Origin of the sequence: Pseudomonas sp. CAN1, from assembly GCF_030462585.1 — a bacterium.
Lineage (GTDB): Bacteria > Pseudomonadota > Gammaproteobacteria > Pseudomonadales > Pseudomonadaceae > Pseudomonas.
Map to the genome: position 1 here is coordinate 65481 of NZ_JASMRU010000026.1, position 15683 is coordinate 81163.

Genomic DNA, 15683 nt, shown 5'->3' on the forward strand with positions numbered 1-15683 from the left:
CTTTGCAGCTGCTACGGAGGCCGGCCGGAAAGCTCAGTCCCACCCGCCAGGACAACCTTTGCAGCCCTCCATGTTGCTGCCCTGGAAGTTGCCGAAGCGCTGGCGGCTACCGCGCAGGTCGGCGTTTTCCAGGTTGGCTTCGGCGAGTTTCACTTCCTGCAGGTTGGCGTCGCGCAGGTCGGCGCCCTTGAGGTCGGCGCGCGATAGCCAGGTCATTTCCAGGTCGGCCGCGCGCAGGTTGGCCTGGTGCAGCTTGCCGCCGCTCAGGCGGGCGAACTCCAGGTAGGCAGCGGTGAGGTCGGCGCCTTGCCATTGCGCGCCCTGGGCGAACAGGCCCCAGGCCTGGATGGCGACCAGCTTCGCGCCGCTCAGATCAGCGCCGCGCAGGTCGGCCTGTTGCAGGCTGGCCCGGGTCAGGTCGGCGCCGTTTAGGTGGGCCTTCTGCAGGTTGGCCAGGTCCAGTTTGGCGTGGCGCAGGTCGGCCCCGGCGAGATTGGCGCCGGACAGGTTCATGCGCGTCAGGTCCTGGTTGCGCAGGTCGGCGCCGCGCAGGTCGGCATTGGGGCACTGGCTGTTCGCTTCGATGCGGCAGCCGGCGATGACGGTGACCTCGTCGTCCTCGGACGCATCAGCCGGCTGGCTGGTGGCAAAGGCGCTACTGGTGAAGGCGAGGGCGGAAAGGGGGAACAACAGGCAGGCGAGCAGTCGCATGGCGATCTCCTGGCGAAATGAAAAAGGCCCGCACCGGGTTCGGCGCGGGCCTGGGCATCAGCGGCTGGCGGTCTTGTTGTCCCAGCTCGGCAGCTTGAACACCCAGAAGGACCCACCCTGGGCCACCGGCTTGGTCAGCTCGGCCATGTCGCCGCCCCACAGCGGCACCGCGCCGCCGTAGCCGACGGTCACGCCGATGTACTGTTCGCCGTCCTGCTCCCAGGTGATGGGCGGGGAGACGATGCCGCTGCCGGTCTGGAACTGCCACAGCTCCTTGCCGGTCTTGGCGTCGAAGGCCTTGAAGAAGCCCTCGCCGGTGCCGGTGAACACCAGGTTGCCGGCGGTGGCCAGCACGCCGGCCCAGAGCGGCAGGTGGTCCTTGTATTCCCACTCGACCTTGCCGGTGGTGGGGTTCATGGCGCGCAGGGTGCCGACGTGGTCGTCATACATGCGCTTGATGCGGAAGCCCATGCCCAGGTAGGCGCTGCCCTTGGCGTAGTTCACTTCCTCGGTCCAGTAGTCTTCCTTCCAGTGGTTGGCGGGGACGTAGAACAGCCCGGTGTCCTGGCTGTAGGCCATGGGGTTCCAGTTCTTGCCACCGAGGAACGGCGGCGAGACTTCCACCGCCTTGCCGTGCTTCTGGCCAGGCTCGGGCAGCGGTGGGCGCTGGCCCTCGTTCTCCACCGGGCGGCCGGTCTTCAGGTCGATGTGACTGGCCCAGGAGATGTTGTCGACGAAGGGGAAGGCGTTCTGCAGCTTGCCGTTGCTGCGGTCGACCACGTAGAAGAAGCCGTTGCGGTCGGCGTGGGCGGTGGCCTTGACGATATTGCCGTCCTTGGCCTTGTAGTCGAACAGCACCAGCTCGTTGTTGCCGGAGAAGTCCCAGGCGTCGTTGGGGGTGTGCTGGTAGAACCATTTCACTTCGCCAGTGCTCGGGTCGACGCCGACCTGGCCGGAGGTGTAGAGGCTGTCGTAGTCGTGCGGGTTACCGCCCTTGGCGGTGCGTGCCCAGGTGTTCCACGGGCCAGGGTTGCCGGCGCCGACGATGATGGTGTTGGTCTCGGCATCGAAGCTCGCGCTCTGCCACGGGGCGCCGCCGCCGTGGCTCCAGGCCTCGACCTTGCCGGTGGGGGAGTTCTTGTCTTCCGGCCAGGAGGGTGCTTTCACGTCGCCGGTGACGGTGCTGTCCTTGCCGTTCAGGCGGCCCATGTGGCCTTCGACGAAGGGCCGCATCCATACCTCTTCGCCGGTGTCCGGGTCGCGGGCGAACAGGCGGCCGACCACGCCGAACTCGTCGCCGGAGCTGCCGTGGATCAGCAGCACCTTGCCGGTCTTGCCGTCCTTCACGATGGTCGGTGCGCCGGTCATGGTGTAGCCGGCGCCGTGGTCGCCGAACTTCTTCTTCCACACCACCTTGCCGGTCTTCTTGTTCAGCGCCACGACGGAGGCGTCGAGGGTGCCGAAGTAGATCTTGTCGCCATAGATGGCGGCGCCGCGGTTGACCACGTCGCAGCACGGGCGGATGTCGTCGGGCAGGCGGTGGTTGTAGGTCCACAGGCGCTTGCCGGTCTTCGCGTCGAGGGCGAACAGCCGCGAGTAGGAGGCGGTGACGTAGACCACGCCGTCGCTGACGATGGCCTGGGATTCCTGGCCGCGCTGCTTCTCGTCACCGAAGGAGTAGGACCAGGCCGGGGTCAGCTTGAACACGTTGTCGGCGTTGACCTGCTTGAGCGGGCTCCAGCGCTGGGCGTTGGTGCCCATGCCGTACTGCAGCACGTCGCCGGTGGTCTTGTGGTCGTTGGCGATGTCGTCCCAGGTCACGTCCTTGGCCAGGGCGGAGCCGCCCGCCGTGAGGGCGATGGCGCAGGCAAGGGCATTCAGGGCGAGGCGCAGGGGAGCGGCGGCGGGGGCGTTTGTTGTTCTCATTGGTTGGATTCCCGTGGTGGATGACGGCAGGCCGCTGCACGTGCCGCGGCGAATCCATGGTGGGAGGAGGGCCACCCGGCGGGGAACGGAAATAGTCCCGCAAAGGCCGGGAAGAGTTCCCGGTGCGGGCATGACTTGGGCTTGCTGCCAAAGGGCGGGGAGTGGCCGACCGCCGTCCTAGTACGAAGGGAGTAGACGGCAGCGTCCAAAGCAGGATTCGGCCGCCGGCCGTGCGTTCTTACCATCGTCATCACTGGCGTCGTTCCGGGCGCCGTGCCTTGCCAAGCATCTCGATGAGAGGATGAAGTGATGAACAACAAGAACGTGCTGTGTGGCCTGCTGTTGCTGGCCGGCCTGGGTGTTTCGGGTCTGGCCCTGTCCCACGGCAATGTGACGCCCCAGGCAGTGGATACCACGGGGCTGGAACCGCTGGGCAAGGAATGGCGCGAAACCAACCCCTACCGCGAGCCCTACGCCAACCACGCCAAGGCAGTGGAAATCGGCGCCTCGGCCTACAACCAGAACTGCGCGCGCTGCCATGGCCTGGAGGCCAAGTCCGGCGGTATCGCCCCCGACCTGCGCATGCTCGACGTGGGCGCCGAGGGTGACGAGTGGTTCAAGGAGCGGGTGATCAACGGCGCGGTGCGCGACGGCGCGGTGTACATGCCGAAGATGGCCGACTTCATCAGCCAGGAAGGCCTCTGGGCGATCCGCACCTACCTGGACAGCGTGCACGTGGAAGAGTGATCGCCATGCGCCTGCCCAGCCTGCTCTGCGGAGTCTTTCTGAGCCTGGCCCTGTGCCTGCTGCACGGGCAGGCGCAGGCCAAGGTGCGCCCCTACGAGGACATGGTCGCCAGCGGCGTGCTGCGGGTGGCCGTGTACGAGAACTTCCCGCCCTACAGCTTCATGCAGGGCGGGCAGGCGCACGGCATCGACATCGACCTGGCGACGCGCCTGGCCAGTGGCCTGGGCCTGCGCCCGGAATTCCTCTGGGTCATCCCTGGTGAGCGCCTGGACGACGACCTGCGCAATTTCATCTGGAAGGGCCACTACCTGCGTCCCGGCGTGGTCGCCGACGTGATGCTGCGCGTGCCCTACGACCGCCAGTACGCCAACCGGCGCAATGACGTGGGCGAGCTGGCCAACGAGCAGGTGGTGATGTTCGGCCCCTACCAGCGCGAGCGCTGGCAGGTGGTCAGCGACGACCGCCGACTGCCCGCGGTGGATACTATCGCCGCGTTCCGCGAACACCCCATCGGCGTCGAGCTGGACAGCGTGCCGTCGTTCTACCTGACCTCGGTGCTGGGCGGCCAGCTCAGCCGCATGACCATCCACTTCCCCAGCACCCAGGCGGCCTTCGACGGCATGCGCGCGGGCAAGGTGGACGCGGTGATGGCCCTGCGCGGCGAGCTGGACTGGATGCGTGCGCAAGCCGCCGACCAACACCTGAAGAACGCCGAGAACACCTATCCCAACCTCGGCCAGCCGGAGTGGGACATCGGCATGGCGGTGCACGAAAGCAATCGCCAGCTCTCCAACGCCCTCGATGGCGAGCTGGAGGAGCTGGTGCGCAGCGGCGAGATGGAAAAGCTCTACACAGCCTACGGCGTGCGCTACGAACTGCCAGGGCTCTACCAGGACGTGCAATGAGGGAGAGGTGATGCACAGGCGCGAACTGCTGCTGGGGATCTGCGCGCTGCCACTGCTGGCTGCGGCGGTGGAGGGCGACCCGATGCCCTCGGTGATGTGGGAGTACCACCACAAGCGCCTGCTCAACGGCGAACCCTACGTGTTCGACGAGCGGGTGAAGCTGGGCGTGCCGCCGTTTGCCGAGGACTCCCGCCAGGTGCCGGTGGAGGTGGACGCCCGCGCCTTGCCGGGGCGCTTCGATCGCCTGCTGCTGTGGGCCGAACTGAACCCGATCCCCCATGTGCTGACGCTCTATCCGGGCGAACACCTGGAGCCGCTGCTGGCGGTGCGCATCCGCATCGAGCAGGCCACGCCGATCCGCGCTGCGCTGCGCGATGACAAGGGCATCTGGCACGTCGGCTCCGCCTGGATCGACGCGGCTGGTGGCGGCTGCACCGCGCCCAGCGTGGTGCGCGCGCAACCGGGCTGGGAGGACCGTCTCGGCCAGGTGCACGGCGAGTCCTACGCCAAGGGCGAGTACAGCCGGGTGCGCTTGTCGGTGTCACACCCGATGGACAACGGCCTGGTTGGCGGCATTCCCGAGTTCTACCTCGACCACGCCGAGCTGAGGGGGCCGGAAGGCGAAGTCTTCGCCCGCCTGGACCTGTTCCCGGCGGTGAGCGAGAACCCGACCTTCACCTTCGAGGTGCGCGGCCATCCGCACACCGAACTCTGGCTGCACGACAACAACGGCAACGAATTCCAGGCCGCTCTGCGCTGACGGCGCTCTGCACTGAAGAGGTGCCCATGCGTTTCCTCCTGATCGCCCTGGCCTGCCTGTGCCTGCCGGCACTGGCCGACCTGCAGTACCGCCTCGAACCCCGGCAGATCGCCGAGGGCACGTGGCTGGTGGAAGGCAGTACCGACAACTTTGGCAAGGACAATGGCGGCGCCATCGTCAACGTCGCCTTCATCGACACCGGCGACGGTGTGCTGGTGATCGATACCGGTCCGTCGAAGCGCTACGGCGAAGCCCTGCGCGCGGTGATCCAGCAGACCACCGGCAAGCCGGTGAGGCGCGTGCTGCTGACCCATCATCACCCCGACCATGTGCTGGGCAACCAGGCTTTCACTGACGTGCCCATCGGTGCACTGGCCGGCACCACCGAACTGCTCAAGCAGCAGGGCAACGCCATGGCGGAGAACATGTACCGCCTGGTCGGCGACTGGATGCGCGGCACGGAAGTGGTACTGCCCAGCGAGACGGTGGCGCCGGGCGAGCTGCAGATGGGCAGCCATCGATTCCGTCTCGTGGGGCTGCGCGGGCATACCGGAGCGGACCTGGCGATCCTCGACGAGACCACCGGCGTGCTGTTCGCCGGGGATATCGTGTTCTACCAGCGGGCGCTGACCACGCCGAACAGTCCGGGGCTGGACGTCTGGCTGGCCGACCTCGACACGCTGCAGCAGTTGCCATGGAAGCTCATCGTCCCCGGCCACGGCCCCATCGCCACCGATGCCGCACCCTTCGCGCAGATGCGTGACTACCTCGGCTGGCTCGACAGTGTGATGCGCGACGGCATCGCCCAGGGCGCCGACATGAACGACCTGCTGCGCACGCCCATCCCCGAGCGTTTTGCCGGCGTCAGCCTGACGCGCTACGAGCTGATCCGCAGCGTCAGCCACCTCTATCCGCGCTATGAGCAGAAGGCCTTGCCGCGCGTCGATGAACAGTGATCCCGTGTTCGTAGGATGGTGTGGAGCAAAGCGATACCCGCCATTTCCGGGCACCAGCAGCATGGGTATCGCTGCGCTCCACGCCATCCTACCCGTACGCTCGCCGACAACTCCGCTGCGGGGCTAATCGTAGTAGCGGACTCCGTCCGCGATAGGTCCGCATCGCGCCGGATGCCATCGCGGACAAAGTCCGCTCCTACGCACGCCGCTGTTTCCGCGCCTCCGAAGCCCGGTATTGCTACCAAGGAACTAGCAAATTCGGCACTGCGTTCAATTGTTGGCCCGCCCCGGCAAACCAAGAATCTGCGACAGACCGGGAAATTTTCCCGGGTACAACAACAATCGCAGAGGCGCATCGCCATGAGACAGCTTCAACCTTTCGCCCGCACCGTGCTGTTCACCGCCATCAGCCTGGCCACCCTGGGCGCCCACGCCGGGGTTACCGATCAGGACATCAGTGATTCCGCCAAGCGCACCGACCAGATCGTGGTCAACGGGATCAACCAGCAGGGCCAGCGCTTCAGCCCGCTGAATACCCTGAACAGCGACAACGTGAAGGAACTGCGGCCGGTCTGGGCGCTGTCCTTCGGCGGTGAGAAGCAGCGCGGCCAGCAGGCGCAACCGCTGATCAAGGACGGCGTGATCTACGTCACCGCCTCCTACTCGCGGGTGTTCGCCGCCGACGCGCGCACCGGTCGCAAGCTCTGGCAGTACGACGCACGCCTGCCCGACGGCATCATGCCCTGCTGTGACGTGATCAACCGTGGCGTCGCCCTGTACGGCGACCTGGTGATCTTCGGCACCCTCGACGCCAAGCTGGTCGCCCTGAACAAGGACACCGGCAAGGTCGTGTGGAAGAAGACCGTGGCCGACTACAAGGCCGGCTACTCCATCTCCGCCGCGCCGCTGATCGCCAAGGGCAAGCTGATCACCGGCGTGGCCGGCGGCGAGTTCGGCGTGGTCGGCAAGATCGAAGCCTACAACCCCACCAACGGCGAGCTGCTGTGGAGCCGCCCGACCGTGGAGGGCCACATGGGCTACGTCTACAAGGACGGCAAGGCGGTGGAGAACGGCATCTCCGGCGGCGAAGCGGGCAAGACCTGGCCGGGCGACCTGTGGAAGACCGGCGGCGCCGCGCCCTGGCTGGGCGGCTACTACGACCCGAGCACCGACTCGCTGTTCATCGGAACCGGCAACCCGTCGCCGTGGAACTCCCACCTGCGTCCGGGCGACAACCTGTTCTCCTCCTCACGTCTGGCGCTGAACCCGGAAGACGGCTCGATCAAGTGGCACTTCCAGACCACCCCGCACGACGGCTGGGACTTCGACGGCGTCAACGAGTTGGTGTCCTTCGACTACAAGGACGGCGGCAAGACCGTGAAGGCTGCGGCCACTGCCGACCGCAACGGCTTCTTCTACGTGCTCGACCGTACCAACGGCAAGTTCATCCGCGGCTTCCCCTTCGTCGACAAGGTGACCTGGGCCAAGGGCCTGGATGAGAATGGCCGGCCGATCTACGACGACGCCCACCGTCCGGGCGCGCCGGGGCAGGGTAGCGAGAAGGGCACTTCGGTGTTCGTCGCGCCGTCGTTCCTGGGTGGCAAGAACTGGATGCCCATGGCCTACAGCCAGGACACCGGCCTGTTCTACGTGCCCTCCAACGAATGGGGCATGGACATGTGGAACGAGAACATCGCCTACAAGAAGGGCGCGGCGTACCTCGGTGCGGGCTTCACCATCAAGCCGCTGAACGAGAAGTACATCGGCGTGTTGCGCGCCATCGACCCGAAGACCGGCAAGCAGGTCTGGCGCTACGAGAACTACGCGCCGCTGTGGGGCGGCGTGCTGGCGACCCACGGCAACCTGGTGTTCACCGGCAACCCCGAGGGCTACCTGATGGCCTTCGACGCCAAGACCGGCAAGAAGCTCTACCAGTTCAACACCGGCTCCGGCGTGATCGCATCCCCGGTCACTTGGGAAATGGACGGCGAGCAGTACGTCACTGTCCTCTCCGGCTGGGGTGGCGCCGTACCGCTGTGGGGCGGCGAGGTGGCCAAGCGCATCAAGGACCTGGACCAGGGCGGGATGATCTGGACCTTCAAGCTGCCGAAGGATCTGGTGGCGAAGAAGTGAGGCTTCGGTGAAATGAGCAGAGGGCCGGCCGTTGAGCCGGCCCTTTGTCTTTGTGTCGGCCAATCCTGTTGGGGCTCTGAAAGGGAGCGCGTGTAGGAGCGAGCTTGCTCGCGAACCGCATTGCACGGACCGTAGGGCGCATAACGCGCGAGCGTTATCCGCCGTTGGCGTGGCCTGCGTTGTCGTTCGTGTTCCTGCGTCGCTCCGGCGTGCGCGCAGACTCCCTGTTTCGCCCCCTCGGGCGACCTACTTTGCCAAACGACGCAAAGTACGCAAAGGTCTTGCCCCGGACATCCGGTTTTTCGCCTAGGCGAAAAATTCCCTCGTTGAAGCGAAGTTTCAGGGGCACGAACTAGGCGTCCCCCTGATGAAGGGCCATCCCTGGCCCATCGTAGCTCTCGCGGCATCCATGCCGCTCAACCCCTGAAACTCTGCTTCAACGAGGCCTCCTGAACGGGGCCGTTCGGAGTGCGCGGCAATTTCTCTGGAAGACCTTAGGAGCCAGAGCGGAGCACTGGCTCTTCGTAGGAGCGAGCTTGCTCGCGAACCGCGTGGCACGGGACTCCCCGTAGGAGCGGACCTTGTCCGCGAAATCCTCCACGCAGCACACCGTCCCCACTGGGCACAGCCCGGCGCAAATGGCTCCTGCCGACCACACCTCAGGCATGCCGAATCTGCAGATCCTTGATCACGCAAACCGACGCGTCGCTGGCCAATGTCGTGTCGCTGAAGTCGACCTGGTTGTAGACGCCGCCGTGGAAGTCGAACACCTGTGCCGCCCAACTGGCGTCCAGCGGCATCGATGGCACGGCTGAGTTGCGTCCGTTGCAGCTGGCCTGCACGGTCAGCATCAGGCTGGAGGTGGCGAGGATCAGGATGTCGAAATCCGCGCCCAGCGGCACGTTGTCCAGCACGGTGCTGTTCACCGGGGTGGTCTGGTTGAAGTTCTGGCGGAAGCCCATGGTCAACTTGCCCTTCTGCCAGAACACCTTGAGCAGCGGGCTGTCGTCGTCCTTCACGTGCATCTGCGCCACCACCACCTTCTGCGCCGAGTTGACCTGGGTAACCTTCATCAGTTGGTGGTTCACATGCTCGGTGGCGCTGCTCAGGGCCCAGTAGATCGGCTCCTTCCATTCGCAGCGGGTGCGGTGGACGCTCTTGCTCGCCACGCCTCTGGTTGGTGCGGTGAGCTGCAGGCTGCCGTCCGGCAGGCGGGTGACCAGGCTCGGGTATTGCGCCAGCGCCTGCGGGCCGGGGATCTCGATGGAGACGGTATCAGTCGGCGTCTTGCCCACGGGCAGGGCGATATTGAGGTTGTCGATGCTGACGGTCATGCCAGGCACTCCTGCGGCGGTGAGAGTGCTGGGTTTGACCTGATGGAGTTCCCCGCTCGACGAAGTTTCGGCCGGGCGGTCACTGGCGATGTTTGCCCCCTGCGGGGCAATTGTCATCTTCTGGAAATTCGTGCCTGGGATCTGCCCTCTCCCTAACCCTCTCCCTGAAGGGAGAGGGGATAGTCCGGTGCAGGTTGAAACGATTGTGTCAGCCTGCACGGATAGCTCTCTCCCTTCGAGGCGGGGCGTGCAGCCAGGGTGGGGGGAAGGCGGGCGCAGTTGCCGTTACCCCGTGAAGCGATAACCCTTGCCGCGCACCGTGACGATCAGCGGCCGTAGCGGCTCTTCGCCGAGCTTGGTGCGCAGGTGGGCGATACGCACGTCCACCGAACGGTCCAGGCCGTCCCAGGCGTAGCCGCGCAGGGCGAGGAAGATTTCGTCGCGGCTGAGGGTTTCGCCGGCGCGGCTGACCAGTTGCCAGAGCAGGTCGAACTCGGCGCCGGTCAGGTCGATGCGTTCACCGTCGCGGCGTACTTCGCGCTGGCGGGCGTCGAGGACCAGCCCGGAGCGATCCAGGCGATCCGACGTCTCGGCCCCTGCTCGCGGCCGGCGCAACAGGGTGCGCACACGGGCCAGCAGCAGGCTGGGGCGCACCGGTTTGCAGACGTAATCGTCGGCGCCGTTCTCCAGGCCGGCGATCTGCTCGGTGTCCTCGGAGCGCGCGCTGAGCATGAGGATCGCCCCCTGGTACTGCGGGCGGATGCGCCGGCAGATGGACAGGCCATCCTCGCCGGGCAGCATGCGGTCGAGGATCACCAGGTCTGGGCGTTCGTCCAGCACGCGCTCGGCGGCGCGTGCGCCGTCAGGCTCGATGCCGGCGCAGAGGCCGTGGTGTTCGAGGAAGTCGCGGGTGAGGGCGGCGAGGCGCTGGTCGTCCTCGACGATGAGAATGCGTGGGCTGGTCATGGGCGTCGCAGAAGTCAGAAGGGCGCCGGGCAGCTTGTGGCTGCCCGGCGCTGCGGCATCAGAGTGTGACGCGCGCAATCGAGCCGTCTACCGACAGCCGAGTACCGTAGGGCTCCGACAGAGCGGCAAAGCGCTGCAGGATCGCTTGTGCGTGTTCGCCTTCGGCCAGGCGCGGGCGACCACGGCGGTGCACCGCCTCGCCCAAGCCCAGGCTTACCGGATGCAGCTCGATGCCGGTGAGGCGGCGGCCGTCGAACTGGCAGACCGGCACCAGGCTTTCCCAGAAGCGCGCATCGGAGGGGAAGCTGCGGGTGTCGTTCTGCGTGCGTTGCAGGAAGACCTTCGACGGCGTCTGGTTGCGGTCCACGCGGAATTGCTCGTAGCTGTCCGCCGGCAGGCGTTCCACCAGCTCGTTCTGGCCGATGAAGTTGCCCAGGCTGTAGAAGATTGGCTTGCCGTTGTAGATCTCCATGCCGCGCAGCAGGTGCGGACCGTGGCCGACCACGATATCGACGCCGGCGTCGATCATGCGCCGTGCCACGGGCTGGATGAATTCGGCGGCCACTTCCAGGTCCCACTCACCCTTGGCGTCGTGGCCCAGTTCGTGGGCGTGGATGCTCAGCACCACCACATCGGACAGCGTCCGCGCTTCCTCGACCCAGCGCAGGATGTCGTCCATGTCCTTCTTGCGCGGCAGGGTGCGCAGGCGCGAGGTCTCGCCCTGGCGGAACAGCAGCGGGGTGAAGGGGCCGAACACCGCCAGGGACGGATCGGGAATCGGGTGGGCGAAGCCCAGGTCCACCGCGCCCTGGTACAAACGATCCAGGCCGAGACTGGCGATGATGCCGCGCATGGCCTCCATCTGCGTGCCGTCGAGCTGATGCACGGTGTCGTAGCGCAGCGGGTTGAGACCGGGGCGGCCGGGCATGTCGCGGGTCTGCTCGCTGGCTTCCTGGCCCTTGCCGAAGGTGGAGGTGCAGGCCAGCAGCGAGACGGTGCCGGCAGGCTTGGTGCAGTACACCGGGCGGCGGGCCTCTTCGAGGTTGCGGCCGGTGCCGGCGAACAGCAGCTCGCGCTTGTCCAGCTGGGCGTGGGCGGCCTGCAGGCCGGCGATGCCATAGTCCAGGCTGTGGTTGTTGGCGGTGGAGAACAGGTCGAAGCCGCCGTCCACCAGTTCGTCGAGAACCCAGGAAGGCGCACCGAAGTGCGAGCCGCCACTTTCCAGCACGGCGTCGCCCTGGAAGTCGTTGGGCAGCACTTCCAGGTTGGTGAAGCTGACGTCGGCGCCGCGCAGCAGGTCGAACAGCGGGCTCAGGGTTTGGTCTTCGCGGCTGTTCAGGCGGCGCTGCAGGATGCTGTCGCCGGTCAACGCAATCTTCATGGTCCACCTCAGGGTTGGAGTCGCTGATGGCGGCGGACTTTAGGGCAATGTGCGGCGCGGGTCGGCTGAATCCTGGGTATCGCGATAGCCGTCGGTTATCACCCACAGAGCCGCACACGCAGAGCCCCGCGCGCGGCGAGCTGCCGGCGTTTTCATTCTGGCTATGGGCATCACTTTTTTTCAGAAGTCAGCCCTGTGACAGCGCTCTAACCTGCGCTCGCCTCCCGGCCCAAGAGCCGCGGAGCAGGGGTGGCACGGCTTGCCGTGACCAGCACGATCCAGGCGGAGAGCAGCATGAAAAAAACAATAACCGGCGCCGCAGGCTTCAGGCCGCACGCGCTGGCGCTGGCTACCAGCATGGCCCTTGGCGGGGCATCTTCGGCTCAGGCAGTGAGCTTCAACGTGGGGGAAATCGAGGGTCGCTTCGACTCGACCCTGTCCATCGGCGCGAGCTGGGCGATGGACAGCCCGGACAAGAAGTTCATCGGCACGCGCAACGGCGGCACGGCATCCAGCCAGACCTCCGATGACGGCCGGCTGAACTTCAAGCGCGGCGAGACCTTCTCCAAGATCTTCAAGGGCCTGCACGACCTGGAGCTGAAGTACGGCGACAGCGGCCTGTTCCTGCGTGGCAAGTACTGGTACGACTTCGAGCTGAAAGACGAACACCGGCCGCTCTACGACATCGACGACAGCGGCCGCGATACCGCCGCGCAGTCCTCCGGTGCCGAGTTGCTCGACGCCTTCCTCTATCACAACTACGAACTGCAGGACCGGCCGGGCACCGTGCGCGTGGGTCGTCAGGTGGTGAGCTGGGGCGAGAGCACCTTCATCCAGAACGGTATCAACTCGATCAACCCGGCGGACGTCGCGGCGCTGCGCCGCCCCGGTTCCGAGGTGAAGGAAGCGCTGATCCCGGTGAGCATGCTGTATTTCAACCAGGGGCTCACCGACACCGTCTCCATGGAGGCCTTCTACCAGCTGGAGTGGGAGAAGACCGTGCCGGACAACTGCGGCACCTTCTTCGGCAGCGACGTGGCGGCCAAGGGCTGCGACATCAACATGGCGGTGAATGGCAGCGACTTCGACCGTGACATCGACGGCACCGGTATCAAGGGTGGCTATGGCTACGTGCCGCGCGGCAAGGACCACGACGCCCGTGACGGCGGCCAGTTCGGCGTGGCATTGCGCTGGATGTACAACGACACCGAGTTCTCCGCCTATGCGATGAACTACCACAGCCGCGTCCCCACCAGTAACTGGGTGGTCGGCAAGGGCGCGCTGGCCGACCCGGTCGGCGGGCTGATCGGGCAGGGCGGTGTGAGCACCGCGCGCTGGTACCTGGACTACCCCGAGGACATCCGCCTCTACGGCCTGGGCTTCAACACCACCTGGGGCAGCACGGCGGTGCAGGGCGAGATCAGCTACCGGCCGAACATGCCGTTGGGCATCAACTCCAGCGACGTTTCCGGTGCCGCCACCCTGGGTTCTGCGGCGACCAGCCCGCTGGTCAATGGCGGCCTGCCGATCTTCTCCAGCGGCTGGGCCGACTCGGCCTATGGCTCGCTGATCCAGGGTTACGAGCGCAAGCCGTTCACCCAGGCGCAGATGACCTTCACCAACACCTTTGACCAGATCGAGCTGATCGGCGCCGAGCGCCTGACCCTGGTGGGCGAGATCGGCTTCAGCCACATCGCCGACCTCGGTTCCACCGATGGCTCCGATCTGCGCTTCGGTCGCAGCAGCGTGTACGGCAACGGTGAGCTGGTTAGCGCCGGCACCTCGGCGCTGCTCGGGCTGTCGGGCAACGCGATCTGCCAGAAGGTGGTGAACACCGCCAACCCCGGCCAGTGCGACGACAAGGGCTTCTACACCCAGAACTCCTGGGGTTACCGCCTGCGCGCGGGCCTGGAATACAACGACCTGATCGGTGGCGTCTCGCTGCGCCCGAACCTGGCGTTCGCCCACGACGTGCAGGGCTACGGCCCGACCTTCAACGAAGGCGACAAGTCGATCAGCGTCGGCGTCGATGCCGAATACCTGAGCCGCTACACCGCCAGCGTCAGTTACACGGACTACTTCGGCGGTGATTACAACGTCAACACCGACCGCGATTTCCTCGCCGTCAGCATGGGTGTCAGCTTCTGATGCCCGCCTGCACCCGTCATAGAGCCAGAGGTAAAAGCATGAACAACAAGCAATGGTTGCAGGCCGGCTGCCTGACGCTGAGCCTGCTCGCCGGGCAGGTCATGGCTGCGGTCGGCGCCGACCAGGCCGCACGCCTGGGCAATGAGCTCACCCCGATTGGCGCCGAGAAAGCCGGCAACGCCGACGGCAGCATCCCGGCCTGGATCGGCGGCCTGGCCACCGGCGCCGGCAAGGTCGATGCCGGCGGCTTCCTCGCCGACCCCTATGCCGCGGACAAGCCGCTGTTCACCATCACCGCGCAGAACGTCAGCCAGTACAAGGACAAGCTCACCCCGGGGCAACTGGCAATGTTCCAGCGCTTCCCCGAGACCTACCGCATCCCGGTCTACCCCAGCCATCGCAGCGCCAGCTACCCGCAGGCGGTGATCGACGCGGCGAAGAACAACGCCACCGCGACTTCGCTGGCCGAGGGCGGCAACGGGCTGACCCACTTCAGCATGACCATTCCGTTCCCGATCCCACAGAACGGCCTGGAAGTGATCTGGAACCACGTCACCCGCTACCGTGGCAACGCGATGCTGCGTACCACCGCGCAGATGAACCCGCAGACCAACGGCGCCTACACCATCAGCTACATGAAGGAACAGTTCGCCTTCCCGTTCGGCCTCAAGGACTACGACGCGGCGAAGATGGACAACATCCTCTATTACTTCCGCCAGGAAATCCTCTCGCCGCCGCGTCGCGCGGGCAGCGTGATGCTGGTGCTGGAGACCATCGACCAGGTCAAGGAACCGCGCATGGCGTGGATGTACAACGCCGGCCAGCGCCGTGTGCGCCGTGCTCCGCAGGTGGGCTACGACAGCCCCGGCGCGGAAGGCATGCGCACCTACGACGACTTCGACATGTTCAACGGCGCGCCGGATCGCTACGACTGGAAACTGGTGGGCAAGCAGGAGCTGTACATCCCCTACAACAGCTTCGCCCTCGATTCGCCGGCGCTGAAGTACGACGACATCGTCAAGCCCGGCCACCTGAACCCCGACCACACCCGCTACGAACTGCACCGCGTGTGGCACGTGGTGGCGACCCTGAAGCCGGGCCAGCGGCACATCTACAGCAAGCGTGACCTGTACATCGACGAGGACAGCTGGCAGATCGCCGAGGCCGACGCCTATGACGGCCGGGGCAACCTCTGGCGGGTATCGGAAGGGCATGCGCGGCCGTTCTACGACCAGCAGTTCACCTGGCTGACGGCGGAGACCCACTATGACGTGCTGTCCGGCCGCTACACGGTGTCGGGGCTGCGCAACGAGGAGAAGAGCAGTTATGACTTTGCGGTGAAGGCCAGCAGTAACGACTTCACCCCCAACGCCTTGCGCGCCACCGGCATCCGCTGAGGCGGGCTTGACTGGCGCTCACCGGCGCTCCCTGTGTTTTTTGGCGGCCTTCGGGCCGCTTTTTTTCGCCTGCTGGTGGGCTGTTGGTTTCCTGTAGGAGCGAGCTTGCTCGCGAACCCGTCCAACGCGATGCTTTCCCGTGGGAACGGGCCTTGCCTGCGATGCTATTGCTTGTGCTCGGGTGTTTCTGCGCCGCTTCGGCGTGCGCGCGGACTTCGTGTTTCGCCCCCTCGGGCGAGTCACTTTTCCAAGCGCCGAAAAGTAACCAAAAGGCTTGCCCCGGACATCCGGTTTTTCGCCTAGGCGAAAAATACCCTCG

At 66.0% G+C, this 15683-nt stretch carries 12 protein-coding genes; 7 read left to right on the plus strand and 5 right to left on the minus strand.

The genetic code is table 11. The features are described 5' to 3' along the window. Positions 1-33: 33 nt before the first annotated feature. Positions 34-711, minus strand: a complete 678-nt coding sequence (locus QO207_RS24940; protein WP_301534944.1) for a pentapeptide repeat-containing protein — start codon at positions 709-711, stop codon at positions 34-36. Between the two features lie 57 nt (positions 712-768). Then, the gene (exaA, locus tag QO207_RS24945) at positions 769-2637 is read right to left on the minus strand and encodes a quinoprotein ethanol dehydrogenase (protein WP_301534945.1); all 1869 of its coding nucleotides are present in this window, start codon (positions 2635-2637) and stop codon (positions 769-771) included. Positions 2638-2946: 309 nt separating this feature from the next. On the opposite strand from exaA, the gene pedF reads away from it, so the two are divergent. From pedF to QO207_RS24970, 5 genes are all read left to right on the plus strand, one after another. Beyond that, the gene (gene pedF / locus QO207_RS24950; RefSeq protein ID WP_301534946.1) at positions 2947-3384 is read left to right on the plus strand and encodes a cytochrome c-550 PedF; all 438 of its coding nucleotides are present in this window, start codon (positions 2947-2949) and stop codon (positions 3382-3384) included. A gap of 5 nt (positions 3385-3389) precedes the next feature. Then, positions 3390-4289, plus strand: coding sequence for an ABC transporter substrate-binding protein (locus QO207_RS24955; RefSeq protein ID WP_301534947.1), 900 nt, complete (start codon positions 3390-3392; stop codon positions 4287-4289). Between the two features lie 10 nt (positions 4290-4299). Continuing rightward, positions 4300-5049, plus strand: coding sequence for a quinoprotein dehydrogenase-associated SoxYZ-like carrier (locus QO207_RS24960; protein WP_301534948.1), 750 nt, complete (start codon positions 4300-4302; stop codon positions 5047-5049). A 26-nt stretch (positions 5050-5075) separates the two neighbouring features. After that, the gene (locus QO207_RS24965) at positions 5076-6005 is read left to right on the plus strand and encodes a quinoprotein relay system zinc metallohydrolase 1 (RefSeq protein ID WP_301534949.1); all 930 of its coding nucleotides are present in this window, start codon (positions 5076-5078) and stop codon (positions 6003-6005) included. A 360-nt stretch (positions 6006-6365) separates the two neighbouring features. Continuing rightward, positions 6366-8138: a methanol/ethanol family PQQ-dependent dehydrogenase gene (locus tag QO207_RS24970; protein WP_301534950.1), complete on the plus strand. Its 1773-nt coding sequence runs from the start codon at positions 6366-6368 to the stop codon at positions 8136-8138. A gap of 659 nt (positions 8139-8797) precedes the next feature. Here QO207_RS24970 and QO207_RS24975 read toward each other — a convergent pair. From QO207_RS24975 to QO207_RS24985, 3 genes are all read right to left on the minus strand, one after another. After that, positions 8798-9472: a polysaccharide lyase family 7 protein gene (locus QO207_RS24975; RefSeq protein ID WP_301534951.1), complete on the minus strand. Its 675-nt coding sequence runs from the start codon at positions 9470-9472 to the stop codon at positions 8798-8800. A 285-nt stretch (positions 9473-9757) separates the two neighbouring features. Continuing rightward, positions 9758-10438 carry a response regulator transcription factor gene (locus QO207_RS24980; RefSeq protein ID WP_301534952.1) on the minus strand — a complete coding sequence of 227 codons (681 nt, stop codon included), beginning with the start codon at positions 10436-10438 and terminating at the stop codon, positions 9758-9760. A 58-nt stretch (positions 10439-10496) separates the two neighbouring features. Next, the gene (locus QO207_RS24985; RefSeq protein ID WP_301534953.1) at positions 10497-11819 is read right to left on the minus strand and encodes a CapA family protein; all 1323 of its coding nucleotides are present in this window, start codon (positions 11817-11819) and stop codon (positions 10497-10499) included. Positions 11820-12113: 294 nt separating this feature from the next. Between QO207_RS24985 and QO207_RS24990 the strand changes: the two genes are divergently transcribed. Continuing rightward, the gene (locus tag QO207_RS24990; RefSeq protein WP_301534954.1) at positions 12114-13967 is read left to right on the plus strand and encodes a DUF1302 domain-containing protein; all 1854 of its coding nucleotides are present in this window, start codon (positions 12114-12116) and stop codon (positions 13965-13967) included. A 38-nt stretch (positions 13968-14005) separates the two neighbouring features. Then, complete coding sequence (locus QO207_RS24995; protein WP_301534955.1) at positions 14006-15364, plus strand: DUF1329 domain-containing protein; 1359 nt, start codon at positions 14006-14008, stop codon at positions 15362-15364. Positions 15365-15683 lie beyond the last annotated feature (319 nt).